Origin of the sequence: Acidovorax sp. SUPP2825, from assembly GCF_030158995.1 — a bacterium.
Taxonomy (GTDB): Bacteria; Pseudomonadota; Gammaproteobacteria; order Burkholderiales; family Burkholderiaceae_C; genus Paracidovorax.
This window is the reverse complement of sequence record NZ_BQXK01000022.1, coordinates 1-22,966: the sequence shown is the minus strand read 5'-3', so window position 1 is coordinate 22,966 and position 22,966 is coordinate 1. Positions and strand designations below refer to the sequence as shown.

General features: G+C 69.7%; 19 protein-coding genes. 8 read left to right on the top strand and 11 right to left on the bottom strand.

Annotated elements, in window-relative coordinates:
- Positions 1-53 precede the first annotated feature (53 nt).
- Complete coding sequence (locus AVAK2825_RS21210; protein ID WP_284402448.1) at positions 54-968, bottom strand: LysR family transcriptional regulator; 915 nt, start codon at positions 966-968, stop codon at positions 54-56.
- 227 nt (positions 969-1,195) lie between these two features.
- Here AVAK2825_RS21210 and AVAK2825_RS21205 point away from each other — a divergent pair, with 227 nt between their 5' ends.
- A complete protein-coding gene (locus AVAK2825_RS21205) occupies positions 1,196-2,179 on the top strand; it encodes a TerC family protein (RefSeq protein ID WP_284402447.1) in 984 nt (327 codons plus the stop codon).
- A 21-nt stretch (positions 2,180-2,200) separates the two neighbouring features.
- Positions 2,201-2,359: a hypothetical protein gene (locus tag AVAK2825_RS21200; RefSeq protein WP_272566856.1), complete on the top strand. Its 159-nt coding sequence runs from the start codon at positions 2,201-2,203 to the stop codon at positions 2,357-2,359.
- 88 nt (positions 2,360-2,447) lie between these two features.
- On the opposite strand, the gene AVAK2825_RS21195 is transcribed toward AVAK2825_RS21200, so the two are convergent.
- The 5 genes from AVAK2825_RS21195 to AVAK2825_RS21175 form a co-directional block, all read right to left on the bottom strand.
- Entirely contained in the window at positions 2,448-3,056 is a 609-nt protein-coding gene (locus AVAK2825_RS21195; RefSeq protein WP_284402446.1) for a thioredoxin family protein, read from the bottom strand.
- Positions 3,057-3,188: 132 nt separating this feature from the next.
- Positions 3,189-5,399 (bottom strand): protein-disulfide reductase DsbD family protein, encoded by a 2,211-nt coding sequence (locus AVAK2825_RS21190; protein WP_284402445.1) that lies wholly within the window; start codon positions 5,397-5,399, stop codon positions 3,189-3,191.
- A gap of 47 nt (positions 5,400-5,446) precedes the next feature.
- Positions 5,447-6,250 carry an alanyl-tRNA editing protein gene (locus AVAK2825_RS21185; protein WP_284402444.1) on the bottom strand — a complete coding sequence of 268 codons (804 nt, stop codon included), beginning with the start codon at positions 6,248-6,250 and terminating at the stop codon, positions 5,447-5,449.
- Entirely contained in the window at positions 6,247-7,752 is a 1,506-nt protein-coding gene (locus tag AVAK2825_RS21180; RefSeq protein ID WP_284402442.1) for an MATE family efflux transporter, read from the bottom strand. Before AVAK2825_RS21180 ends, AVAK2825_RS21185 begins: the two co-directional genes overlap by 4 nt.
- 58 nt (positions 7,753-7,810) lie before the next feature.
- Entirely contained in the window at positions 7,811-8,827 is a 1,017-nt protein-coding gene (locus AVAK2825_RS21175; protein ID WP_284402441.1) for a zinc-binding alcohol dehydrogenase family protein, read from the bottom strand.
- A 100-nt stretch (positions 8,828-8,927) separates the two neighbouring features.
- Here AVAK2825_RS21175 and AVAK2825_RS21170 point away from each other — a divergent pair, with 100 nt between their 5' ends.
- The 3 genes from AVAK2825_RS21170 (at position 8,928) to AVAK2825_RS21160 (ending at position 12,520) form a co-directional block, all read left to right on the top strand.
- Positions 8,928-9,881: a LysR family transcriptional regulator gene (locus AVAK2825_RS21170; RefSeq protein ID WP_284402440.1), complete on the top strand. Its 954-nt coding sequence runs from the start codon at positions 8,928-8,930 to the stop codon at positions 9,879-9,881.
- A gap of 71 nt (positions 9,882-9,952) precedes the next feature.
- Positions 9,953-10,312 carry a DUF2946 domain-containing protein gene (locus AVAK2825_RS21165; RefSeq protein WP_284402438.1) on the top strand — a complete coding sequence of 120 codons (360 nt, stop codon included), beginning with the start codon at positions 9,953-9,955 and terminating at the stop codon, positions 10,310-10,312.
- 138 nt (positions 10,313-10,450) lie between these two features.
- Positions 10,451-12,520 (top strand): TonB-dependent receptor, encoded by a 2,070-nt coding sequence (locus AVAK2825_RS21160; protein ID WP_502870579.1) that lies wholly within the window; start codon positions 10,451-10,453, stop codon positions 12,518-12,520.
- Positions 12,521-12,601: 81 nt separating this feature from the next.
- Here AVAK2825_RS21160 and AVAK2825_RS21155 read toward each other — a convergent pair whose 3' ends face one another.
- Positions 12,602-14,395, bottom strand: coding sequence for a methyl-accepting chemotaxis protein (locus AVAK2825_RS21155; RefSeq protein ID WP_284402436.1), 1,794 nt, complete (start codon positions 14,393-14,395; stop codon positions 12,602-12,604).
- Between the two features lie 235 nt (positions 14,396-14,630).
- Here AVAK2825_RS21155 and AVAK2825_RS21150 point away from each other — a divergent pair, with 235 nt between their 5' ends.
- Both AVAK2825_RS21150 and AVAK2825_RS21145 read left to right on the top strand, forming a co-directional pair.
- The gene (locus AVAK2825_RS21150; protein ID WP_284402435.1) at positions 14,631-15,959 is read left to right on the top strand and encodes a sulfatase family protein; all 1,329 of its coding nucleotides are present in this window, start codon (positions 14,631-14,633) and stop codon (positions 15,957-15,959) included.
- Between the two features lie 7 nt (positions 15,960-15,966).
- A complete protein-coding gene (locus tag AVAK2825_RS21145; RefSeq protein WP_284402434.1) occupies positions 15,967-16,827 on the top strand; it encodes a creatininase family protein in 861 nt (286 codons plus the stop codon).
- A gap of 14 nt (positions 16,828-16,841) precedes the next feature.
- Here AVAK2825_RS21145 and AVAK2825_RS21140 read toward each other — a convergent pair whose 3' ends face one another.
- Positions 16,842-17,234, bottom strand: coding sequence for a carboxymuconolactone decarboxylase family protein (locus AVAK2825_RS21140; protein WP_284402433.1), 393 nt, complete (start codon positions 17,232-17,234; stop codon positions 16,842-16,844).
- A gap of 155 nt (positions 17,235-17,389) precedes the next feature.
- Between AVAK2825_RS21140 and AVAK2825_RS21135 the strand changes: the two genes are divergently transcribed.
- Entirely contained in the window at positions 17,390-18,277 is an 888-nt protein-coding gene (locus AVAK2825_RS21135) for a LysR family transcriptional regulator (protein ID WP_284402432.1), read from the top strand.
- Positions 18,278-18,344: 67 nt separating this feature from the next.
- Here the strand turns inward: AVAK2825_RS21135 and AVAK2825_RS21130 are convergent, their stop codons facing one another.
- The 3 genes from AVAK2825_RS21130 to AVAK2825_RS21120 all read right to left on the bottom strand — a co-directional run bounded on the left by AVAK2825_RS21130 (position 18,345) and on the right by AVAK2825_RS21120 (position 22,822).
- On the bottom strand, positions 18,345-21,029 hold the full coding sequence (locus AVAK2825_RS21130) for a hypothetical protein (RefSeq protein ID WP_284402431.1): 2,685 nt from the start codon (positions 21,027-21,029) through the stop codon (positions 18,345-18,347).
- Positions 21,030-21,199: 170 nt separating this feature from the next.
- Positions 21,200-21,871: a histidine phosphatase family protein gene (locus AVAK2825_RS21125; RefSeq protein WP_284402430.1), complete on the bottom strand. Its 672-nt coding sequence runs from the start codon at positions 21,869-21,871 to the stop codon at positions 21,200-21,202.
- Positions 21,872-22,012: 141 nt separating this feature from the next.
- Positions 22,013-22,822 carry a hypothetical protein gene (locus tag AVAK2825_RS21120; RefSeq protein ID WP_284402429.1) on the bottom strand — a complete coding sequence of 270 codons (810 nt, stop codon included), beginning with the start codon at positions 22,820-22,822 and terminating at the stop codon, positions 22,013-22,015.
- Positions 22,823-22,966 lie beyond the last annotated feature (144 nt).

Here is a 22,966-nt window from a genome sequence, read left to right as displayed (position 1 = left end):
GCCGGGTTTTTGCGCCAGGTCCATGCCCGGCCCCGGCGGCCGGTTCATCCCTTTCAATCCGTGGCCGCATCCCCCAGCAGCCCTGCCGCGCCGGCCTCGGCCAGCCGGGTGACCAGGGGGTGGATCACCTTGCGCGCGCTGTAGATCAGGTGAAAGTGCTCGTGCACGTCCGCCGTGGTGCCCACCGGCTCCAGCCCGTAGGTGCGCTGCAGGTGCTCGCCCAGCAGCAGGGGCGCCGGCATCACGCCCATGCCGGCGGCGGCGAAGGTGCTGAGCAGGGCGCTGTCCTCGAACTCCCCGGCCAGCCGGGGGCGGATGCGCTCTCGCTCCAGCCAGTGGTCGATGCGCGCGCGCAGCGCGGCGTGGGCCGTGGGCAGGATCACCGGCACCACGGCCAGGCTGTGCGGAAAGTTCTGCGAGGCGGCGCGGGCCCACAGCGGCGGCGCATACCAGCCGATGGCGCTGGTGCCCAGCAACTGGCTGGTGGTGCGCAGGGCGGCGTTGGGCGGGGCGGAGCGGTCGGCCAGCACCGCATCGAGCTTGTGCAGCGCCAGTTCGGCCAGCAGGGGCTGGAATTCACCGTCGTGGCACAGCAGGCGCAGGTGGGGCTCGTCCAGCACGGGGGTGAGCAGCCGGTGCACGGCCAGCTTGGCGATGCCGTCGGAGATGCCCAGGTTCAGCCGCACCGCCTGCCCGCTGGTGGCCTCGCGCACGCGCAGGGGCAACTGCTCGCCCAGGGCGAAGATGTGGTCGGCCTCGTGCAGGGCCGCCACGCCGGCATCGGTCAGCACGAGGTTGCGCCCTTCGCTGCGCAGCAGGGCCACGCCCAGGTCCTTTTCCAGGGAGCGCACCTGGGCGCTGATGGTTTGTACCGCCATGTCCAGCCGTTCGGCCGCCCGGGCCACGCCGCCTTCCTTGGCGACCACCCAGAAGTAGTACAGGTGGCGGTAGTTGAAGCTCTGGCTCATGGCGGGGCGGGCGGTGGGGAAAATGGAATGGTTCGGAAAAACCGAAGCAATGGTACCGGGAAGGCATCTTCTTTTCTGGCTGCGGCGGCCCCACAGTCCGGTTCGTTCTCCTCCATTACTTTTCTAACAAGCCATGAACCACCTGCAGCCCGTTTTCCTTGCGCCGCCTTCGGCGTTCCCCCAACCGCCGTCGCCGCACGGCTTTCAATTGATCGGAGGCTAAAGCCATGGAAACCATTGGAACCTGGTGGATGTGGGCGGGTTTTGCCGTCTTCGTGGTCGTCGCGATCGGGATCGACCTGCTGGTCATGGAGCGCCAGGGAGCGCACAAGGTGACCACCAAGGAGGCCGTGGGCTGGAGCGTGCTCTGGTTCTCGCTGGCCTTCGTGTTCGTCGGCATTCTGTGGTGGTACCTCAACGGCTCGCAAGGCCGGGAGGTGGCCAACACGGTGTCGATGCAGTTCATCACCGGCTACCTGGTGGAAAAAAGCCTGTCGGTGGACAACATCTTCGTGTTCCTGATGCTGTTCAGCTACTTCGCCGTCCCGGCGGAATACCAAAAGCGTGCGCTGATCGTCGGCATCATCGGTGCCATCGTGCTGCGCACCGTGCTGATCCTGGCCGGTGCCTGGCTTCTGGCCACGTTCCACTGGCTGCTGTACGTGTTCGGCGCCTTCCTCGTCATCACCGGCGTGAAGATGTGGCTGGCCGCGGGCAAGGAGCCCGACATCGCCACCAACCCGGTGCTGAAGTTCCTGCGGGGCCGCATGCGCATCGCCGACACGTTCGACGGCGAGAAGCTCACGACGATGATCGGCGGCGTCAAGCACTACACGCCGCTCTTCGTGGTGCTGGTGCTGATCGGCACGACCGACATCATCTTCGCGGTGGACAGCATTCCCGCGATCTTCGCCATCACGAACGACCCGTTCATCGTGCTGACCGCCAACATCTTCGCCATCCTGGGGTTGCGGGCGCTGTACTTCCTGCTGGCCGACCTGGCGAGCCGCTTCCACCTGCTGGCCTATGGCCTGGCCCTGGTGCTGGTGTTCATCGGCGCGAAGATGCTGCTGATCGACCTGTACAAGATCCCGATCGGCTATGCGCTGCTGGTCACCGCGGGCCTGATCGCCGGCTCGGTCGCCGCCTCGCTGTGGACCTCGCGCGGCCAGCCCCGCGAAACGCCCGCCTTGCCCCACGACCCCCGTTGAGCCCCCGAGGAGAGCCCTGCCATGTCCATGATCGAATTGATTTTGCTGTGCCTGCTGGCGACCCTGGTCATCACCACGTTCCTCGGCTGGCACGCGGGCAACGAGCGCCGCGATGTGGGGCTGCTCGCGGGCTTGACCGCGCTGTGCGGCGTGGGCGCTGCGACCGCGCTGGTGGTCTGAGCGCACCACGGCACGCGGCCCGCCCGGGGCCGTGCTGCCATGCCCATTGCCGGCGGATGGCAGACCCGTCGCCGGCCCCGTCGCCGGCTTATGCCGGCGATTTGTATTTGATCGAGCAGCCGTAGGGCTGCGTGGTGGGCACTGCGATCGGCTTGCCCGCCAGGGCGTCGGCCAGGCCGGCCTTCACGTAGTTCGTGGCCTTCGGGATGTCGGCCGGGCGGGCCGAAGGAATGCTGTCGATGCCGCCCGCATACACCAGCGTGCCCTTGGGATCGACGATGTACAGGTGCGGCGTGGTGCGCGCGCCATAGGCATGGCCGGCCGTGCCTTCCTCGTCCAGCAGCAGGGCGGTGGGCACCGCCTTGCGCTCGGTGAACCAGGCGGCCAGTTGCGCGGGGGCCAGGTAGTCGCTGCTGGCCTTCTCGGTGGAGTTCACCGACAGCCACACCACCCCCTGGTCCACCGCGCCCTTTTGCGTGGCCGGCAGGTTGCCGCTGTCGTAGTGCTTGCGCACGAAGGGGCAACCCGGGTTGGTCCACTCCAGCACCACGTGCTTGCCCTTGAAGTCCGACAGCCGCACGGTCTTGCCGGTGGCGTCCTTCAGTGCGAAGTCGGGCGCGGGCTGGCCCACCGTGGCCGCCGCCTGTGCAGCGCCCGTGGCGAGGAAAAGGCAGGCGAAGAGGGTCCGTCGAAGCATGGCATTTCTCCTGTCGAAAGAACGAACGGGGCCGGGGCCCCCGGGGCGGCCCAGTGTCACCGAGCCTCCAGCGCGTCGCCACCCAAAACCCCCGTGCCGGCAGGGCGATGGGGCGCCTGCTGGACCAGGCGCTTACAGGCCGGCGATGGCCGCGCGCACTTCCTGCACGCCCAGGATTTCCGACAGCACCACGGGTGACCGGCCCGGCGCCTGCAGCACGTACACCGGCACGCCGCTGCGCCCCAGTTGCGCCAGCGCGGCGGTGATGGCGGGATCGCGGCGCGTCCAGTCGGCGCGCAGCAGGGCCACGTTCTTGGCGGCGAAGTCCTTCAGCACGTCCTCGTGGGCCAGAGTGGTTTTCTTGTTGTACTGGCAGGTCACGCACCAGGCGGCGGTGTAGTCCACGAACACGGGCTGGCCCTTGGCCACCAGTTCCTCGGGCAGGCCGGGCTGCCAGGGGCGCCAGCCGCTGGCAGAGGGCACCGCTGCGGCCGAAGCCGGCGCGATTTCAAGCACTTTTGGTGCCCATGCCATAGTCAAATATGCCAGGAGTGCTATTGAAATAGGAGCGATCGCCCAGCGGGTGCGCCCGGCGAGCGTGAGCGCCCAGACCGCCATGCTGAGCGTGACCAGCAGCGCCAGCAGGGCCGCCGCGCCGTCGATGCCGCTTTGCTGGCCCAGCACCCACACCAGCCACACCACGGTGGCGAACATCGGGAACGCCATGAACCGGCGCAGCGTGTCCATCCAGGCGCCAGGGCGGGGCAGGGCGCGCGCCACTGCGGGCACCCAACTGGCGGCCAGGTACGGCAGCGCCAGCCCCAGGCCGAGTGCGCCGAACACCGCCAGCGCCTGCGCGGCCGGCAAGGTGGCCGTGAGGCCGAGCGAGGCGCCCATGAACGGCGCAGTGCAGGGCGAGGCCACGGCCACGGCCAGCACGCCGGTCAGGAAGGCATCCACCGCCGGGTGGCGGGCCTGCAGGCTGGCCACCGAACTGGGCAGGAAGCGCCCGAACTCGAACACGCCCGCCAGATTCAGCCCGATCACGGTGAACAGCGCCGCCAGTAGGGCCACCACGCCGGGCGACTGCAGCTGAAAGCCCCAGCCCACGGCCTCGCCCGCGGCGCGCAGCGCGAGCATGAGCGCGCCCAGCGCCATGAACGACAGCACCACGCCCGCCGTGTACGCCAGCCCGCCGATGCGGTGGGCGCGGCGGTGGTTCGCATGCTGGGCAAAGCCCACCACCTTGATCGCCAGCACCGGGAACACGCAGGGCATGAGGTTGAGGATGAGCCCGCCCAGCAGCGCGCCCGCCAGCGCCGCCAGCAGGGTGCCCAGCGGCGCCGCGGTGACGGTGGGCGCGGCCGGTGCGCCGCCGCCCTGGGCCGCGTTGGCGCGCAAGGCCGCATCCAGTGCGGGCGAGACGCCGGCCATCGCCGCGAGCGGTGGCCAGCCGCCCGTGAGGGGCAGTTCGGCCCGCCAGCCCTGGCCGGCATGGGCCAGCACCACGGGCATGGGTGTGGGGCTGGCGCTGCGCTGTGGCGACAACGGCACGCGCGCCGTCCACACGTCGCCCTGCCAAGCCTGCGTCCAGTCGGCCGCGGTTTCGATCACGCCGGTGGTTTCGGGAAAGAACTCCAGTGCCTTGCCGCGCAGCGCGGCGGGCAGCCCGGCCACGGTGAGGGCGATGGCATCGCCGTCCACGCGCGCGCTGCTGGCCGGGGCGCCGGCAGCGGGCGCCGGCAGCGGCTGGGGGTGCGCCTGCTGCGCGGCATCGAAGGCCCCGGCGCTCAGCGCCGTGGTGCTGCGGATCGGCAGCTGCAGCGTGAAGTCGCCTTCTTCGGGGATGCATTCCTTGCGGCACACCAGCCACGAGGCGCGCAGCTGGAAGGTGGCGGTGCGCGCCAGCGGGCCGGGCGCGAACGCATCGGAGACGGCCATGGGCACCGGCAGCAGCACCCTGCCCTCGTAGCCGTAGTTGGCCAGGTTGCCGATGGGGATCTTGCGCGGCACGGGCCAGGCGATGTCGCCGGCCTCGATGCCGGCGGGCACCTGCCACTCCAACTGCGTGGGCAGGCCCGAATCGCCCGAATTCATCCAGTAGGTATGCCACTCGGGCTGGTGCGTGATCGACAGGCCCAGCCAGAGCGGCTTGCCCGGCGCCACACCCTCGGGCGCGTGGGCCACCAGCTCGGCTTGCACATGGGGGGTGGTGACGGTGCTGCTGCCGCTGCCGGCACCGGTGGTCTTGGGGCCCGATTGGGCCCCGGCGCCGATGTGGAAAGCGCCGGCAGCTATCAAAAAAAGAGCGGGCAGCAAGCGCTGGAGCAGGCGGTGTGACATGTCGCAGGGTGGGAGCCGCAGCCCGGGGTTTGGTTCCTGGGCCGGTGTCAGGCAGCGAAGCCGAGCACCACACGGCGCGACAGGGCGCCTTTCTTCTCGATCTTGGTCACGACCACGGCGCCGATCTCGCCGGTGTGCGCCACGTGCGTGCCGCCGCAGGGCTGCAGGTCGATCTGCGGCGCGCCCGCCTCGCCGGTGCCGCCCACGCGCACGGTGCGCACCTGGCCCGTGCCGCGCGGCGGCTGCACGCTCATGCTCTTGACCAGGGCGGGATTGGCGTCCAGTTCCGCATCGGTGACGGTGCCCAGGGTGATGGCATGGCCTTCGGCCACCAGGCGCGCGATGCCGGCGGTCAGGGCGTCCTTGTCCAGCGCGCCGTCCATGTGGAAATCGAGCCGCGCGTAGTCGGGGGTGATCGAGCAGCCGTTCACGGGCTGCGCCACCAGGTGGCACAGCAGGTGGGTGGTGGTGTGAAAGCGCATCAGCCGGTGGCGGCGCTCCCAGTCGATGCGCGCGGTGACGGCCTCGCCCACCGTCCAGGGCGTGGGCTCGCCCGGTGCCGGCACGTGCACGATGGCGGCCGTGGGCCGGCCTTCGGCATCCTTGCCCTTGCGCGTGTCGGCAATGGCGACGGTGCTGCCGTCCGCCCGCAGCAGCACGCCGCTGTCGCCGGCCTGGCCGCCCCCGAGCGGGTAGAACACGGTGCGGTCCAGCACGATGCCGCCGTCCGGCTGCACCGCCACCACGGTGGCCTGGCATTCGCGCAGGTAGGCGTCTTCGCGGAAGAGGTCTTGCGTGGCCAGCGTGGGGGTGGGGGTGGTCGCAGGGGCGGAGCGGTCGTCGGTCGTCATGGCCCGATGGTAACGGCGGCGCCTGCGGGAGCGCCCTCCGTGCGGCGCGCCGTGGGCGTGGCGTGCGCCGGCGTGCACACCGGTGCGGGCGGAAGGCCGCCCACCTCGGCGGGCGTGGCCACCGATTCGCCGGGCGGCAGCATGCGCGCCTGGCGCCAGCGGCCGAACCGGTAGTAGGCGATGGACATCAGCATGGCGCACAGCGCGCTGGCCGGAAAGCTCCACCAGATCGCATCCGCGCCCAGCACCGGCTGCAGTCCGTACGCGATGGGCAGGCGGATGCCCCAGAGTGCCAGCCCGAGGATGACGAGCGGCGGTACCACCGCGCCCGTGGCCCGCACCACGCCCGATAGCACGAAGGTCACGCCGAAGAACAGGAACGACCCCACCGCGATGTGGTTCAGGTGCCGGGCGGCTTCCAGCGAGGCGCTGCCCTCGGGCAAAAAGAGCGACAGCGCCATGCGGTCCAGCAGGATGAGCGGCGCGATCAGCGCGCCCGTGAGCAAAAAGTTGAACAGCGTGCCGCTGCGCGCCACGCCGTCCACCCGGTCCCAGCGGCCGGCCCCCACGTTCTGCGCCGCCATCGACGAGCACGCGGCGCCGATGGCCATGGCCGGCATCTGCACGTAGGTCCACAGCTGCAGCGCCGCGCCATACGCCGAGGCCGTGACCACGCCCTGGGCGTTGACCATGCCCATCACCATGAGCATGGCCAGCGAGATCATCACCATCTGCACGCCCATCGGAATGCCCTTGACCACCAGCGCCCGCAGGATGGCGGGGTCGGGCACGAACAGGCGCCACTGCGCCCGGCCGATCCACAGCGGATGGCGCCGGTAGCGCAGCCAGGCCAGCAGTGCCGCGAAGCTCAGGGCATTGGCCACCAGCGTGGCCATGGCCGAGCCGGCGATCCCCATGCGCGGCAGCGGCCCCAGGCCGAAGATGAGCAGCGGGTTCAGCGCCGTGTCCAGCACCACCACCAGCAGCAGGAACAGGAACGGCGTGCGTGTGTCACCCGCGCCGCGCAGCACCGCCGACACGAACGCGAACAGGTACAGCAGCGGAATCGCCAGGAACAGCGTGCGCAGATAGGTCTCGGCCAGCGGCAATGCGTCGGCTGGCGTGCCCATCCAGCCGAGGATCTCGCGCGACAGCGGCAGCCCCACCAGCGCGATGAGCACCGAGGTGCCCCCGAAAAACGTGGCGCTGGTGCCCATCACGCGCTGGGCCTGCGCCAGGTTCCTGGCGCCGATGGCCTGCGCCACGAGGATGGTGGCCGCCATGCCCACGCCGAACACGGCACCGATCAGCAGGAAAAGGATGTTGTTGGCATTCGCCGTGGCCGTGAGCGCCGCCTCCCCCAAATAGCGCCCCACCCAGATGGCGTTGATGGAGCCGTTGAGGGACTGCAGCACATTGCCCGCGAGGATGGGCAGTGCGAACACCAGCAGCGTGCGGCCGATGGGGCCTTGGGTCAGATCGCGCGTGGGGGGCTTTGGCATGCGGCATGGTGCCAGCCGCCCGGGTGGCCCGGCTGTCGGCCGATGCCGGCACCCGCCATCAGAACCCCTGCAGCACGACCTTGCCGATGGCGCGGCCGCTTTCCACCAGCGCATGCGCCTGGCGCAGGTGGGCCGCGTCGATGCGCCCGCCGTCGGTGGTGAAGGTGCTGCGCAGGCGACCGGCGTCCAGCAGGCGCGCCACTTCGGCCAGCAGCTCGCCCTGGCGGTGCACGTCGGGCGTGCCGAACAGCGAGCGGGTGAACATCATTTCCCAGTGCAGCGAAATGCTCTTGCGCTTGAGCGGCATCACGTCCAGCGAGGGCATGTCGTCGATCACGGCGATCTGCCCCTGGGGCCGCATGCAGTCCACGTATTGCGCCATGTAGGCCGGCGTGTGGGTGAGGGCGGCCACATGGTCCACCTGCGGCACGCCCAGCGCGGCCAGTTGCGGGGCGAGCGGCTGGTGGTGGTCGATCACGTCGTGCGCGCCCATGTCCAGGCACCACTGGCGCGTCTCGGGGCGTGAGGCGGTGGCGATCACGCGCAGGCCGGTCAACTGGCGCGCGAGCTGGATCAGGATCGAGCCCACGCCACCCGCGCCGCCCACCACCAGCAGCGACTGCCCTGCTGCCGCGCCATCCCCGGCCGGAATGCGCAGCCGGTCGAACAGGATTTCCCAGGCCGTGATGGCGGTCAGCGGCATGGCGGCGGCCTGCGCATCGGACAGCGTGGCGGGCGCATGGGCGGCGATGCGCGCATCCACCGTGTGCAGTTCGGCGTTGGAACCGGGGCGGTCGATGGCGCCGGCGTAGTACACCCGGTCGCCCACGGCGAAGCCCTGCACTGCGCTGCCCAGCGCCTGCACGGTGCCCACGGCGTCCCAGCCCAGCACCTTGGCCGCACCGCCTTCGGGTGCCGCACTGGCGCGCACCTTGGTGTCCACCGGGTTCACCGACACAGCGTGAACGCGCACCAGCAGATCGTGCTCGCCGGGGATCGGCTCGGGAAGGTCCAGGTCCACCAGGGCTTCGGGGTGGTCGATGGCATGGGGGGCGTGGTAGCCGATGGCTTTCATGGGCGGCTTTCTATGAAAAGAAATGGGAAAACAGCGATGGATGCACTGTAGGTTGGCAAAATGAATTTGATAAGCCGGGTTGAATCTCTATCTCTTTCAAATGAAATTTGAAAATATCTCCGACCTGCGCGTGCTGGTGGAAACCGCCCGGGGCGGCAGCCTCACCGCCGCGGCGCGGGTGCTGGAAATCACGCCCGCGGCGGCCAGCGCCATGCTCAAGCGGCTGGAGGCGCAGGTGGGCGCGCGCCTGTTCGAGCGCTCCACCCGCGCCATGCGGCTCACCGACCAGGGTCAGACCCTGCTGGACTACGCGGCGCGGGCGCTCGAGTTGCTGGAGGAGGGCGCGAGCCAGGCGGCCTCGGAGGCCGGCGCGCTGCGCGGCACCGTGCGCGTGGCCGCACCGTCGGACCTGTCGCGCAGCCTGCTGCTGCAGTGGTTCGACGGCTTCCTGCAGCAGCACCCGGGTGTGCACCTGGCCTTGTCGGTCAGCGACCGGGTGCAGGACGTGCGCCGCGATGCGGTGGACGTGGCCTTGCGTTACGGCGCGCTGGCCGACTCGCAACTGATCGCCCGGCCGCTGTGCATCACCCGGCGCGTGGCCTGCGCCGCACCGGCCTACCTGGCGCGGCGGGGCGTGCCCCGGCACCCCGCCGAACTGGTGGGGCACGACTGCCTCACCCTGCACATCGCCGGCCGGCGGGAGGTGCGCTGGCACTTCGAGCGGGCGTCCGATGGCGAGGCGGTCTCGGTGGCCGTGGAGGGCGAGCGCAGCGTGGACGACGGCTCCATTGCGCATGAATGGGCGATGGCGGGCGGCGGCATCGTCTACAAGTCGGCGATCGACGTGCGCACCAGCCTGCGCTCGGGCGCCCTGGTCGCGCTGCTGCCCGACTGGCGGGGGCAGCGCTATGCCCTGCACGCCGTGCTGCCCAGCCACCGGTTCGTGCCGGCGCGCGTGCGGGCGCTGGTCGATCACGTGGCGCAGTGCTGCGCGGCCCTGGTGGCCGAAGAGGCCGCGGTGCCCGGCCATCCCGGCTGGGTGGCCCTGCCGTGACGCCGCGCGGTTTTCTTTGATGGTCGGGCCGCCATGCGCGCTTGGCCCCGGCGCCGATAATCCCCCCGCCCATGAATGCGCTGCGCACGCCCTTCCTCACCGCCCGCTGGGTGCTGGCGTGGTTCGCTTTGGCGCTGGGCGTGGCCGCGGTGTCGCCCCTGGTGCATCCGCAGTCGCTGATGGTGGTGTGCAGTGCCGCGGGCGTGTTCCAGCTCGTGGCGCAGGACGATGGCACTGCGCCCGATGCCGGGGGCCTGCACACGCTCGACTGCGCGCTGTGCCTGCCGGGCGGCGCCCCGCCGCCGGCGCTCCGGGTGCGCGCCGCGCCGCCGCAGCCGCTGGCCCATGCCGTTCAGCCCGTGGCGGCCGCGCGCATCGCCGCCCTGGTGGGCGCGCCGCTGCCCGCACGCGGGCCGCCGTTCGTTTCGTGATGCCTTGAATCGTGCGCCGCACCCCGGGCTGGGCCCGGGGCGGCGCGTGGGCGAGCGCCTGGGCGCAGCCCTTCGGTTTTCTTCGCCCTTGCCCTGCATCGCCGCGCACCGGCCGATGCGGGAGAGGGCCCACGGACGATGGCCATGAAACGACTTTCCTTTTCCTCGGGCGCTGCGCGCCACACCCTTGCGCTGGCCACCGCCACGGCCCTCGCGGCCCATGCGCAACCCGCACCCGGCACTGCGGCCGAACCCACGGCCGATGCCGCCCTCACGCTCGGTACCGTGCAGGTGCAGGCCGCCAGCGCGGGCCCGCTGCCCGTGCGCAACGTGTTCAGCTCGGTCGACATCCTGGGCGCCGGCGTGCTGCAGGACCCGCATGTGGACCACGCCTGGGAGTTGTTCGCGCGCGCGCCGGGCGTGCAGGTCACGCCGTTCCGCCAGGGCACCGATGCCGGGCGCTTTTCGATGCGCGGCTTCAACGGCGAGGGCCGCGTGAATGCCGTCAAGCTGCTGATCGACGGCATTCCTTCCAACGACAACGCGGGCGGCATGCCCTACCTCGATGCGGTCTTTCCCATCGACATCGAGGCCATCGAGGTCGTGCGCGGCACCAACGACCCGCGCTACGGGCTGCACAACATCGCGGGCAATGCCAACGTGGTCACGCGCACGGGCGGCAACGAGGGCCGCGCCATCGCCACGGTCGGCAGCTTCGGCACGCGCGAGGTGCAGGTGGCCAAGGGCATCGAGAGCGGCAACTGGAGCCAGAACTACACGCTGGCCTGGCGCGAGTCGGACGGCTACCGGGCGCACGCCGACGGCACGCAGCGCGCGCTGTCGGGCAAATGGTTCTACACCAGCGACGACGGGCGCTGGCGCACGGGCCTGACCGCCCGCTACTACCGCAACCGCGCGCTCGAATCGGGCTACCTCACGCGCGAGCAGGCCGAGGCCGCGCCGCGCTCGTCCCCCGCCTACGCCGGCGCCGACCGCAGCGAGCGCGAGACCGGCCAGCTCGCCCTGCACATCGACGGCGAACTGGCCGACCGCCTCTCCTGGTCCGCCAAGGCCTATGGCAATCATTACGAGAACCAGCGCTGGGTGCGCTTTTCGCAGGCCGCCGTGCAGCAGGAGCGCGACAACGACGAGACGCACCGGGGCGCCCTGACGTCGCTCACCTGGCGCCCGCGGGTGGACTGGGCGCACGAGTTCACGCTCGAAGGCGGTGTCGATGCCCAGTGGCAGAGCAACGCCGCGCAGCGCTACCGCACCATCGAGCGCGTGCGGACCTCGACGTTTCGCGACTGGAACTTCGACCTGGACACGCGCGGCGCGTACCTGCAGGCGGTGGTGCGGCCCGTGGCGGCGCTGAAAATCGTGCCCGCGCTGCGGGTCGACCGCATCGGCGGGCATTTTTCCGACGGGCTCGCGGGCACCAACGCGCCCGTGCACGACTACGGCACCATCCGCCAGCCCAAGCTCAGCATGGCCTATGCGCTCACGCCCGACACCAGCGTGTACGGCAACTGGGGTCGCACCTTCCAGATCGGCACGGGCATCGATGCCTACCGCACGCAGTCGCGCAACCTCGATCCCTCGATCAACGACGGCTGGGAGGTGGGTGCCAAGTTCCGCCCGCTGCCCTGGCTGGAGGCGCGCGCGGCGCTGTGGCGCCAGCGCGCCTCGGGCGAGGTGGCGCGCGTGTTGGGGGTGGACGGCCTGCCCGATCCTGGTGGCCTCGGCAACGTGGGCCGCACGCTGCGCAAGGGCTACGACCTGCAGCTCAACGCGCAACTGCACGCCCGCTGGACCGGCTGGCTTGCCTATTCGCGCCAGGTGGCACGCATCACCACGCCCGACCCGAGCGCGCCCGCCACGGCAGGCCGCGAGGTCGAGAACGTGCCGCATCACCTGGCGACCGCCGGCATCACCTACCGCGCCAGCGAGCAATGGGAGCTGAGCGCCTCGGCCAGCGCGCAGGGCGACTACTTTCTGGACCGCACCAACACGCAGGGCCGCGCCGGCCGCTACGCGCTGCTGAACCTCGGCGCCACCTGGCGCCTCACGCCCGCGATGAACGTGTCGGTGCAGGTGAAGAACGCCACCCACCGCCGCTACGTCTATGCGTGGTACGACAGCGGCTCGTCGGGCTATTCGCCGGGGGATGGCCGCAGCGTGTCGGCCTCGCTCGGCTGGCGGTTCTAGGCGCCGCGCGGGCCACCCAAAAAAAAGCCCCACGGCCGGAGGGGCGTGGGGCGGCGTCCGGTGGCGCAGGGGGCGGTGGCGTCAGAAGGTTTCCCAGTCGTCCGCGCCCGTGCCCGCCATCGCTGGCTGCTTGGCGGCTTTGGCGGGCGCGGCCGCCAACGGGGCCTTGGCGGGCGAGGCCTGCAGTTTCCGCGCAGGGGCGGGCATGGCGCGTGGGGCCTTGGTGGCCGGGGCAGGCGCCGAGGCCAGCGAGGGCGTCGACACCGGCGCCGTCCGGCTTTGCGCCTGCGCGCGGCGGATGACGGCGCTGGAGGCCGACTCTTCGAGCTGGAAGACGCTCACGATCTCCACCAGGCGGGTGGCCTGGTGGTTCAGGCTGTCGGCGGCTGCGGCGGATTCCTCCACCAGCGCGGCGTTCTGCTGCGTCACTTGATCGAGCTGGTTCACCGCATCGCTCACCTGCGAAATGCCTTGCTCCTGCTCGCGCGTGGCGGCGCCGATCTCGCCGATCAGGTCGGCCACCCGGCGGGCCTGATCGACGATCTCGTTCATGGTGGCGCCGGCTTCGCTCACCAGCGCCGAGCCCTGCTCCACGGTCTGCACGCTCTGGCCGATCAGCGCCTTGATCTCCTTGGCGGCATCGGCGGAGCGGCCCGCCAGGCTGCGCACCTCGCTGGCCACCACGGCGAAGCCGCGGCCCTGCTCACCTGCGCGGGCGGCTTCCACCGCGGCGTTCAGCGCCAGGATGTTGGTCTGGAAGGCGATGGAGTCGATCACGCCGATGATGTCGCTGATGCGGCGCGAGCTGGCGGTGATGTCTTCCATGGTGCGCACCACGTTGCCCACCACCTCGCCGCCCTTGGAGGCCGTGGCGCTGGCCGAGCTCGCCAGTTGCGAGGCGGTGCGCACGGTGTCGGCGTTCTGCTTGACGGTGGAGTTCATCTCTTCCATTGATGCCGCCGTCTGCTGCAGGTTGGAAGCCTGCTCTTCGGTGCGCTGGCTCAGGTCGGCGTTGCCGGTGGCGATCTGCCCGGCGCCGGTCGCGATGGATTCGCTGCTTTCGCGCACCTGGCTCACGATGCCGCTCAGGCTGGTGCGCATGGCATTCATGGCCGCCAGCACGCTGTGGGTGTCGCCCTGGCGCAACTGCACGCCGACCGCCAGGTTGCCGTTGGCCACTTGCTGCGCGACTTCGGAGGCATAGGCCGGCTCGCCGCCCAACTGCCCCTTGATCTGGCGGGTGATGGCCCAGGCCACCATGGCGCCGGCGGCGGCCGCGAGGGCGGCCAGCGCGAGCATCAGCGTGCCTGCGGCGACCGCGGCCTTCTCGGACTCGTCGGCCGTGCGCACGGTGGCGGCCTTCTGGTAGTCGACCAGGTCGTCCAGCGCCTTGAAATAGGCGGCTTGCACAGGGCGCACCGGACCGAGCAACTGCTCGCGTGCCTGATCGTTCTGGTTGGCCAAGCCCAGGTCGACGGCCTTGTTCAGGGCCTCCACATAGGCCGGCCGCGCCTGCCCGATCTGGGCAACCAGGGCTTTCGCCTCGGGGCTGGTCATGCGCTGGTTCAGTTGGCTGAGCAGTTCGGCATTGCGTGCCTGGGCCTTGTCGATGCGGCGTTTTTCATCGGCCATCTGCGGAATGTCTTCCAGCAGCGCGATATTGCGTGCGGCCCGGGCCACCGTGTTGATGCCGTCCTTCATCTCCTGAAGCACCAGCAGGTTGGCAATGCGTTCATGCGACAGCAGCTTGATGTTGCCACCGATGTGATCGAGCTGTACCCGTCCGAAGGCGGCCACCAGGAAGCCGATGGCGATCACGAGAGCAAAGCCCGAGCCCAGCAAGGTACCCAGTTTCATGCGTTGGAAGAAGTTCATGGATGCAGCCTTTTCGCGAGAGTCGAATGCCGATTTGGCCGGCGGGATGGATGTGTGTCAATGTGTAATTTTTAATCCTCTGATGTAATCGATCTGTAGGACACAAACCAGCCTGCCGGTGCGCGGATGGCGAGCGGACGAGGGTTCAGGTGCCGGGCAGGCGGCGACAATCGAGAGTCCCATGCTGGTTTGCGCCGCCTCAATTTCGCGCCAATCCCCTTACTGCGACCGGTCCATGACGTCCTCCCGTCCCAATCTGATCTTCATCCTTGCCGACGACCTGGGCTATGCCGACCTGGGCTGCACCGGCGCCCGCGATGCCTACAGCGTGCCCGTGGATGTCTCACCGCGCCTGGACGCGCTGGCGGCTGAAGGCCTGCGATGCACGCGGGGCTACTCGAATTCGGCCGTGTGCTCGCCCACGCGGTTCGCACTGGCCACGGGGCGCTGGCAGTACCGCCTGCGCGGCGCGGCCGAGGAGCCGCTGGCCAGCGTGCACGGCGACAAGGTGCTGGGCCTGTCACCCAACCACCCCACGCTGCCTTCGCTGCTGCGCGACGCGGGCTACGCCACCGCCCTGGTGGGCAAGTGGCACCTGGGCTACCCGCCGCACTTCGGCCCGCGCATGTCCGGCTACGACACGTTCTACGGCTTCCATGCCGGCGGCTCGGACTACTTCGCGCATTGCGACCCGCGCGGCCGCCCGGACTTCTGGGTCAACGAAACCGAGCACACCGAAGACGGCTACCTCACCGACCTGCTCAGCCGCCGGGCGGTGGACTTCGTGCGCGACCAGACGGCGGACCGCCCCTTTCTGCTGAGCCTGCACTACAGCGCGCCCCACTGGCCCTGGCTCACGCGGGACGACCGCGCCGAATCGCAGCGGCTCGCCGGTTTCGGCAAGCACATCGACGGCGGCAGCCTGGAAACCTACCAGCGCATGGTCCACCACATGGACGAAGGCATCGGCTGGGTGCTGGATGCGCTGCAGGAAAAGGGCCTGGCCGAAAACACCCTGATCGTCTTCACCAGCGACAACGGCGGCGAGCGCTATTCCAACAACTGGCCGTTCGTGGGCCAGAAGATGGACCTGCTGGAGGGCGGCATCCGCGTGCCGCTGCTGGCGCGCTGGCCCGCCCGCATCGCCCCGGGCCGCGTGAGCGACACGCCCAGCCTCACCATGGACTGGACCGCCACCTTCCTCGACGCGGCCGGCGTGGGCGCCCACCCCGACTACCCGCTGGACGGCACCAGCCTGCTGCCGCTGTTCGACGACCCCGCGTGGAACCCGGAGCGCGACCTGTGCTGGCGCATGAAGCACCGCGAGCAGCGCGCGCTGGTGCGCGGCCGCCACAAGTACCTGCAGGTGGACGGCGTGGAATACCTGTTCGACGTGGTGGCCGATCCGCGCGAGCGCGCCAACCTGCGCGATCGCGAGCCCGCGCGCCTGGCCGAGTTGCGCGCCGCGTGGCAGGCGTGGGATGCAGCGCTGCCCGCGATCCCGCCGGAAGCCAAGGTCTCGCTCGTGTTCACCCGCAACGAATTGCCGCAGGCCACCTTCTGAACCGCCCATGACCTCACCCCGCACCGCTCCCCCGGTCCCGCCTTCCCGCTTCTGGGCCGAATGGTCCGCCCGCGATTTCGCGCAGGCGCAGGCCTCGGGCCGGGCGGCGCAAACCGTCGCCGTGCTGCCGGTGGCGGCCATCGAGCAGCATGGCCCCCACCTGCCGCTGAGCGTGGACGCGGCCCTGCTGCAGGGCGTGATCGATGCCGCGCTGCCGCAACTGCCGGCCGAGGTGCCGGCGCTGTTCCTGCCGCCGCAGAACGTGGGCCTGAGCACCGAGCACACGGCCTATGCCGGCACCCTCACGCTCAAGCCCGCCACGCTCATCGCGCTGTGGACCGAACTGGGCGAATGCGTGGCCCGCGCGGGCGTGAAGAAGCTGCTGCTGCTCAACGGCCACGGCGGCCAGGTGAGCGTGATGGACATCGTGGCGCGCGAGCTGCGCCAACACTGCGGCCTGCTGGTGTACAGCGCCAGCTGGTTCAGCCTGCCGCTGCCCGAGGCCGTGAGCGCGCAATTCAGCGCCGAGGAGCACCGCTTCGGCATCCACGGCGGCGAGATCGAGACGTCGATGATGCTGCACCTCGCCCCCGGCACCGTGCACATGGCGCAGGCGCAGCACTGGCGCTCCACCTCGCAGGACCGGGCGGAGCGCTACGCCCTCCTGGGCAACGGCAAGAGCGCCAAGATGGGCTGGGCCATGCAGGACTACCACCCGGCCGGCGCGGTGGGCAATGCGGCCGGCGCGACGGCCGAAAAAGGCCGGGCGGTGGTGCAGGCCGCGGCAGCGGCGCTGGTGCAGTTGCTGGGCGAGCTGCACGCGCTGCCGCTCGATACCGTGGTGGACCGGCCCGGGGGCGGGGACTGACGAAGCGCTGGCGATCACGCCAGCGGCAGTGCGATGCCCGATTCCTCGAACACCTCGCGCACGACGGACAGCCCGTTGAGCGCGGCCGGAAAGCCCGCGTATACCGCCATCTGCATCACCACCTCCACGATTTCCTGGGGCTGGCAGCCCACGTGCAGCGCGGCGTGCACATGCACCTTCAACTGCGGCAGCGCATGGCCGAGGGCGCACAGCGCCGCCACGGTGGCCAGCTCGCGCTCGCGCAGGCCCAGCCCTTCGCGGGCATAGATGTCGCCGAACGGAAACTCCAGCAGGTAGCGCGCGAAGTCCGGAAACGACTGGGCCAGCGCTTCGACCACCGCCAGGCCGGCAGGGCCGTCCACGGCGGCCAGCATGCGGCGGCCCCGTTCGTAGCGCCCGGCGCTCATCGGGCGCCGCCCTGGCGCTGCTGCGCGCAGTTCTGGATGGCGAAAAAATCAGGGAGATAACGGGTCATGGCGGTTCTCGAAAAGTGGATGGAAGTCGCCACTCTAGGGAGGGTCGTTCAGCCAGGGAATGACCCGATTCGTGATACCTTTTTGGTATGCAAAACCTTCTCGATTCCCGCTCCCTCGCGCTCTTTCTGGCGGTGGCGGACGCCCTCAGCTTCCGGCAGGCGGCCGAAACCCTGCACCTGTCCCAGCCGCCGCTGAGCCGGGCCATCCGCGAGCTGGAGGAGCGGCTGGGAACGCGGCTCTTCGACCGCACCACCCAGGGCGTGGCGCTAACCGAGGCCGGGCGCCGGCTGCTGCCCTACGCGCGCCGCGTCGGCCAGTTGCTGCGCGATGCGCAAGCGGCGGTGGCGGCCCAGGGCATGCCGGCCACGCTGCGCCTGGGCCTGACCAGCGCGGTCGAGCCGGCCTGGTTCCGCGGGCTGGCGCAGCGGGTGCAGGTGGCGCAGCCGGGCACCACGGTGTCGGTGGTGTCCGATGCCTCGCCGAAGCTGGTGCGGCAACTGGGCGCTGGCAAACTGGATGCCGCCTTCGTCGCGCTGCCGACGCAGGCCCCCGGGCTCGACGTGCAGGAACTGGATCGCCTGCCCATGGTCGTGGCGATGCCGTCGTCCCACCCGCTGGCCCGGCGCAGGTCGGTTCGCCTCGCCGACCTGGCGAGCGAGGGGCTCTTTTGGTTCGAGCGCGCGCGCCAGCCCGCGTTTTACGACCACTGCCAGCAGGTGTTTTCGCGCCATGGGTTCGCCGCACCGAAGCTGCGGGAGCCGGCGGACCACCATGTCCTGCTGGCGGAGGTGGCCAGCGGGCGCGGCATGGCGCTGCTGCCCCGGTCGTTCACCGCGCTGCGGCGGCCCGGCGTGATCTACCGGGCGCTGGCCGAGGGCGAGGCGCTGGCGGTGGGCATCGGCCTGGCGACACGCGAGGGCCGGCAGGCGCTGCGCGAGGTGCTGATCGCAGCGGCGGGCGTGGCGCCCGCCTGAGCGCCACCGGTCCGTCGGTGGGGGGCGTCGCATGGAGCGGTTCGATCCGGTTCCTCCCCCCTCCCGATCACGCCGGTGCCACTTCCCCGGCGCGCAATTGCTGCTCGCGTTCACGAACGCGTGCCGCCTGCATTTCCGTGGCGAGCAGGGTGCCGCGCACTGCCGTGGCCTGTGTTTGCGCTTGCTTCATGCAGTAGTGTGCGAAAGGTCGGGCGGTGTGTTCCGGGCTGTGCGCCGTGCCGGTCTGGGCCACCAGGAAGTGCTGCCTGACGGACTGCAGCAGCAGCGGGGCAGAAGGGCCATCGATCAAATTCATCTGAAGATCACCGTGGAGCGACTGCAGCATTTGCAATTGGGCCTGATCGGCGGCGCGGGCCCTGCGGAGCTTGGCGGAAAGTGATGCCGGCGTTTCCGGGGATTCCGCGGACGCAGGCGGCACAAGGCTTGCGTCGGGGCCGGCCAGCAGGTCCTCCAGGTCCCGCAGCGATTCGCGGGCAGCCAGCTTGGTTTCCAGGTATCTCTTTTGCAGATCGATCGCCGTCCGCATGTAATCCACCTGCATTGGCCTCGATTGCGGAGAGTCCAGCCACTGCGCCAGCACGGTCTCGGTGAGGCGGCCTGTCTTGCTCGCGTGCGCCTGGCGGGCCTGGTCACGCGCTTCACGCGGCTTGTGGCCGGTCAGCAGCGACTTGCCGTAGGCCAGCCCACCGCGCAGGACGGCCCGGGCCTCGCGCTGCACGGAACGCTTGTGCGCGGGCGCCGCGGGAGGGGCCTGGTCGGTGGATCGGCCCCTGTCCTTGTAGCGCTTTTGCAGGCTCTCTGCCGCTTGCCTGAGAAACCCGCCCAATGCGCGCTCGTGGCCATCGGTGGCCTGGTAGAGGGCGCTGCGCAGCACGAATCCCTGGGGTTCCGCAGGCACGGGGCCGGCATGCTGCGCCGTCGGCGGTGGGGCATGCGCCGAAATCTCCGACGCGGATTCGATGCCCTCCTCCGCGTGGATGGATGCCTCTGTTTCATCCAGCTCCGATGGCGTTCCCGGCAGCGCCGAGGCGTATGACGAGATGTCCGATCGGGAATCGATGTCCGAATCCGCGGGCAGGGACGGAGCGGTGTCGTCTGGCTCCGATAGCGTTCGCGAGAGCGCCGACGCATACGACGAAGTTTCGCTTGGGGATTCAGCGTCCGAATCCGCCTGGGAGGATGGAGTGGCTCCCTCCTGCACCGGTGGCGTTTGCGCGAGCGCCGCTGGTCCCCCGTGGGCTGCTGCCGGCAGCAGGTCCGCCATGGCAAGGAAGGCCCTGTCGATGCCCGCCGCGTCCTCGCGATCGTAGTTTCGATATCGCTTGACCTTGCCGTGGGTGAGCACGAACTGGTGCGAGCCGACGCCCATCGTCACAGCGCCCAGCAGCCCGGCGCTGATCAGCAGGCCAAGGCCGACGGGGCCAGCCACGGCGCTGGCGCCCGCCACCGCCGCGATGCCGACGCCCACCTTGGCCGCGGTGCTGGCGGTGTAGGTCACGCCGCCGACCACGAATCCCTTGTTCCAGTTGTTGAACCCGTTCACGAAGCGGTTGCGCTGGTCGAACTTGGTTTTCAGGAAATCATGGTATTGCTTCGTTTCGTGGCCCAGCCCCTCGGCGCCCACGCCGTCCAGAAAAGCGCTGACGCGCTTGAAGTCGGCGCGAAAGCGCTTCTTTTCCACGTGCGACTGGTGCAGGAAGACCCCGCCCAGCACCGTTGCCATCACGCTGGCAGCCGGCCCGAGGACGAAGGTGCCGGCGACCGTGGCGGCCGATGCCGCGCCGGCGGCACTGGCGCTGTGAGCGACCAGATTGGCGGCATTGGCATGGCCCGAAGCGATCGACAGGCCCGCCTGCACCGAGGTCTCCACCGCAGTTTTGGCGAAGATCAAACTGGCCGAAGTGACGGATGCACCCGCGACGCGGCCGTCGTGCCGGTTGATGAGCTGCTGGTGGGCCACGTCGTCGATGGTCTGGTCCAGCGCAAGCGTCTGGGCTTGAACCGCCGCCTGCGCGGGGCCGGATTGCGCCGCGGCGGGCAGGCTGTCGCGCTGGTGCTGCAGCGCATCCTTTTGTTGTTCGAGGAGCGTGCGCTGCTCGGCCACCTCGCGCAATTCACGGTAGCCGGTGTGTATCGCCAACGCCGACAGCGGCAGCATGGCCGCGCCCAGTCCGAGGGTGGTCGCAAGGTCGCTCACGCCACTGGGCGTGCCTTCTTCGGCCAGCTTGTGCAGCGCATCGGCGTGGGAGGCCACATCTTCCGTACCCGCGCTGGCGCCATGGCGGCTGCCGGCGTCCGCGCCCTGCTGCGGAGCAGCCTGGGACGGGTCCTGGGCATGGTGCCCTTCCGCTCCGCTGGCGGACGTGCCCGCTTCCGCGCCCTCGGCGGAGGTTTCTCCCCCTTGCTCGCCGTTCACGCCCTCCGTTCCCAGTTCCACGGCTTTCTCGGATGCCCCGTGCAATGGATCGGTCATGTACTTCACGGCGGCCAGGAGATTGGAGCCAGCCTCCTCCGCATCGACGATCGCCAACGGCGTCAGTTCGGCGTGGCGCTCCGGGTTGGGCTTGTGCCCGGCGTGCTCCCTGGCCTCCCGCATGGAGCGCAGTCCGAGCGGCCAGCCGTGTGACGATGACACCGAAGGGCGGCATGCCATGGCGTTGGCGGGCTGGTGCTGCCGGGCAGGCAAGGGTTGGGGAATGGGCGGTTTTGCAGTAAGCGCGCGAGTGGGCATGGTGTCACCAAGAACAATGCACCAGAATCGCTGGCAAAGGGGTTGCGAGCGCCGTGAAGCGCGAAAGCGCGTCAGCGCATCCGAAGTGGCGCGTGTCGGCGTGGGTCGTTTGCCTCCATTCCTGGACAGGCTGGCGGCCCAGGTTGCCGATGCGCCCGCTCAGTCCGCGCTCATGCGTGGGTCACCCAGCTCGCGTGCTCTTCGGCGTCCAGGTGCGGCAGCGTGTTGAACGTCTGCATCATGAGCCGCTTGGGGGCGATGCTGAACTCGGTCACCGCGCTGTTGCGGATGCGCATGTTGAGCGCGATCGTCACCTCGGGCGGCGTGCTGAGCACCTCGCCCACGGCGGTGGAGATCGGCCCGCCGCTGGACACCAGCAGCACGTGGTGGCCCACGTGATGGCGGCGCACGTGCTCCAGCGCCGCGCGGATGCCGCTGGAAAACGCCACCCAGCTGGGCATGCCCGCTGGGCTGATGGTGCCGCCCATCCACTGCGCCAGCGCATCGCACAGCAGCCGGAAGTGGTGCCGGTACAGCTCGGGCGTGTCGGGCCGGGGCAGCGGGTGGGGATGGATGGCGGCGATGAGCGCCGCGCTGTCGTACTCGTTCAGGGCAGGCAGGGCCAGTGGCTGCGGCGTGATCTGCAGGCCCTCGGCGATGCCCTCCAGCGTCTGCACGTGGCGGCGCAGCGTGCCGGTGATCACCGCATCGAAGCGCACGTTGCGGGCCCGCCAGTACTCGCCCAGGCGCACCGCCTGCTCGCGACCGCGCGGGCTCAGCTGGTCGTAGTCATCCGCGCCAAACGAGGCCTGGCCATGGCGCACGAGGTAGAGGGTTCCCATGCCGGCGATTCTGGGCGGGGCCTGGGCGCGCCTTTGTCTCCCGGGTGACGAATGCTATTGTTTTGATAGCTAAATGCCGGCGTTTTCATTGTGCTGGCGGCCGTTCCGATGCGGGTGTTGCGCAGAATCCGCAGTGGGGCATCAACGGACCGTATCCATCCGATCCAGGAGGTAGCGCAGATCGAACATCAGTGCCCTGGCCGCTAGGCGGTCGAGCGCCGGAGCGGGCGTCGCGCTGCGTTGTGCGGGTGTGCGCGGCAACGCCACCGAAACTTGCGTGTCATCGTCTTCGCCGGCCTTGGCATCCACCAGATCGCGATGGTGATCGGTGCATTCCTTGCGCATCGCTGCGACGGCCGCGCGCGCGGTGGGCTGGTTTTTCATTTCCAGTGCGGGAATCAAGACATCGAACTGGCGGTTGAGTCGGGCCAGCGTGTCGGCACGCGCATGGCCGTATTTTGGCCAAGTTTGTACATGCGCTTTGAGGCGCCGCGCCAGTTCGCCGGCGTTGTACGGATTAGGGATGGGAATGATGGGGGCTAGAACAGGCACCAGCAGGTAGTCCAGTTCTTCGATTTCATCAACCTTCGCTGTCCAAAATGGAGTATCTGGCAGTCCATCCAATCCCCAAGGCTCGGCAATGCGTCCCTGCAGATAGGTGCGTGCCACGCCGGGTAACTCGGCCCTGGATACCGTAAATCCACTCTGCGAGTGTCCTGGCTCTATTCCATGGGAGTCCGTGTCTTTCAACCCTAAAGTCCAAACAAAGCTGGTTTGCCCTGCTTCTTCGTCAACCCGCAGTCCGGCACTCCAGCCCTTTGGCGCTTTGACAACAGTTTGTGCAAAACTTCTCTTGGCGGTCAATTGATCCCAATACTGTTGGGTCCACTTGTCATTCTCTGTTTGCGCACTTGAGGTTATTAGGGGTAAATTCGGAATATCGTAAACCATAGGAATGCCCCAGATGTTAGGGAGCCTCTCACAACCCCATGTTTGACGAATCCGAATAGGGAGGAGTGGGCGCCAGTAGCCGTTTGAGCGTGATGAGGCCCAGCAGCGGTCTGCGCCTGGGTGCATGAGGGGCCTTGCAGGCCC

Bases quoted from the DNA above. Each gene is read 5' to 3' on its own strand.
- AVAK2825_RS21210 (WP_284402448.1), bottom strand. From the start codon at position 968: ATGAGCCAGAGCTTCAACTACCGCCACCTGTACTACTTCTGGGTGGTC.
- AVAK2825_RS21205 (WP_284402447.1), top strand. From the start codon at position 1,196: ATGGAAACCATTGGAACCTGGTGGATGTGGGCGGGTTTTGCCGTCTTC.
- AVAK2825_RS21200 (WP_272566856.1), top strand. From the start codon at position 2,201: ATGTCCATGATCGAATTGATTTTGCTGTGCCTGCTGGCGACCCTGGTC.
- AVAK2825_RS21195 (WP_284402446.1), bottom strand. From the start codon at position 3,056: ATGCTTCGACGGACCCTCTTCGCCTGCCTTTTCCTCGCCACGGGCGCT.
- AVAK2825_RS21190 (WP_284402445.1), bottom strand. From the start codon at position 5,399: ATGTCACACCGCCTGCTCCAGCGCTTGCTGCCCGCTCTTTTTTTGATA.
- AVAK2825_RS21185 (WP_284402444.1), bottom strand. From the start codon at position 6,250: ATGACGACCGACGACCGCTCCGCCCCTGCGACCACCCCCACCCCCACG.
- AVAK2825_RS21180 (WP_284402442.1), bottom strand. From the start codon at position 7,752: ATGCCAAAGCCCCCCACGCGCGATCTGACCCAAGGCCCCATCGGCCGC.
- AVAK2825_RS21175 (WP_284402441.1), bottom strand. From the start codon at position 8,827: ATGAAAGCCATCGGCTACCACGCCCCCCATGCCATCGACCACCCCGAA.
- AVAK2825_RS21170 (WP_284402440.1), top strand. From the start codon at position 8,928: ATGAAATTTGAAAATATCTCCGACCTGCGCGTGCTGGTGGAAACCGCC.
- AVAK2825_RS21165 (WP_284402438.1), top strand. From the start codon at position 9,953: ATGAATGCGCTGCGCACGCCCTTCCTCACCGCCCGCTGGGTGCTGGCG.
- AVAK2825_RS21160 (WP_502870579.1), top strand. From the start codon at position 10,451: ATGGCCATGAAACGACTTTCCTTTTCCTCGGGCGCTGCGCGCCACACC.
- AVAK2825_RS21155 (WP_284402436.1), bottom strand. From the start codon at position 14,395: ATGAACTTCTTCCAACGCATGAAACTGGGTACCTTGCTGGGCTCGGGC.
- AVAK2825_RS21150 (WP_284402435.1), top strand. From the start codon at position 14,631: ATGACGTCCTCCCGTCCCAATCTGATCTTCATCCTTGCCGACGACCTG.
- AVAK2825_RS21145 (WP_284402434.1), top strand. From the start codon at position 15,967: ATGACCTCACCCCGCACCGCTCCCCCGGTCCCGCCTTCCCGCTTCTGG.
- AVAK2825_RS21140 (WP_284402433.1), bottom strand. From the start codon at position 17,234: ATGAGCGCCGGGCGCTACGAACGGGGCCGCCGCATGCTGGCCGCCGTG.
- AVAK2825_RS21135 (WP_284402432.1), top strand. From the start codon at position 17,390: ATGCAAAACCTTCTCGATTCCCGCTCCCTCGCGCTCTTTCTGGCGGTG.
- AVAK2825_RS21130 (WP_284402431.1), bottom strand. From the start codon at position 21,029: ATGCCCACTCGCGCGCTTACTGCAAAACCGCCCATTCCCCAACCCTTG.
- AVAK2825_RS21125 (WP_284402430.1), bottom strand. From the start codon at position 21,871: ATGGGAACCCTCTACCTCGTGCGCCATGGCCAGGCCTCGTTTGGCGCG.
- AVAK2825_RS21120 (WP_284402429.1), bottom strand. From the start codon at position 22,822: ATGGTTTACGATATTCCGAATTTACCCCTAATAACCTCAAGTGCGCAA.